This is a genomic window from Streptomyces sp. NPDC001970 (genome assembly GCF_053594115.1).
Genome location: NZ_JBSFDW010000126.1, coordinates 1 through 1105 on the forward strand (window position 1 = coordinate 1; position 1105 = coordinate 1105).

1 pseudogene is annotated in these 1105 nt (G+C 67.3%); it reads right to left on the reverse strand.

The features are described from left to right. Window positions 1-23: 23 nt before the first annotated feature. Window positions 24-1027: pseudogene (locus ACWCP0_RS42170) on the reverse strand (IS5 family transposase). Between the last annotated feature and the right edge of the window lie 78 nt (window positions 1028-1105).

The window sequence follows — 1105 nt, forward strand, 5'->3', positions numbered from 1 at the left end:
CTAGGGCCTGTGTGAGGTCGTGATCAATCGGCTGCTCGCAAGAGATCTTCGAGCCAGATCATCGAGGCGCGGAGTTCGAGGCCGGCGAGGTAGCTCTCGGGCGTCTTGTCGAAGCGTGTGGCGATGCCGCGCCAGTCCTTGAGCCGGTTGATCAGGCGCTCGACGGCGTTCCGTTCCTTGTAGAGGTCGGCGTCGTGGCTGACGGGCCGCCCGCCCCGGCTGCCTTTCTTCTTGCGGTTGGCGGCCTGGTCCTTCTTCTCCGGGATGACCGCCTTGATGTGGCGTTTCCGTAGGTAGGCGCGGTTGGCGCGGGACGAGTAGGCCTTATCCGCGGCGACCGCACCCGGCCGGGTGCGCGGACGGCCCACCGGGAGGCAGACGCGGACCTTCTTCAGCACGGGGATGAACTGTGGGCTGTCCGCGGCCTGCCCGGCGGTCAGCACGAACGACAGCGGCCTGCGCTTACGATCGGCGGCCAGGTGAATCTTGCTGGTCAGTCCGCCGCGGGACCTGCCGAGCAGGGCTTCCTTCAGGCGGAGCCTGCGTCGGCGGCGGACGCGTCGGCGCTCTTCTCGCTCAGGCTCGTCTCCGCCGTCCCGCCCGTTCTGTTCCCCCTCGTCGCCCCCTTTTGCCGAGCCTGTTCCTGCTCTGCGGCGGCCTCCTCCAGAGCCTCCATGACGTCCTTGCCGACGAGCATCCCGGCGGCGTCGTGGTGAGCGCGGGCGGTCGTAGAGTCCACGCTGACCAGGGACAAGTCCGTCTTGCCCTGGCTGGCGGCTTCGGCGGTCAGACCCTCCAGCAGGGCGGTGAAGACACCGGCGTTCCTCCAGACCCGGAAACGTCCATAGACGGTCGGCCAAGGCCCGAAGACGTCCGGCATCTCACGCCACTGCGCGCCTGTCCTGAACCGCCAGATCACCCCCTCGAACTGATCCCGCAGCCGCCCGGGGTACGGGCCGTACTCGCCTATCGGCAGGAACGGCTCGATCAACTTCCACTGCTCGTCAGTCAGTTGTCTGCGCGTCACGCTCGTCTTCCTACCGGATCCGCCTTCCAGGCGGATCCGGATCGGCAAGATTGATCACGACCTAACACAGGCCCTAGT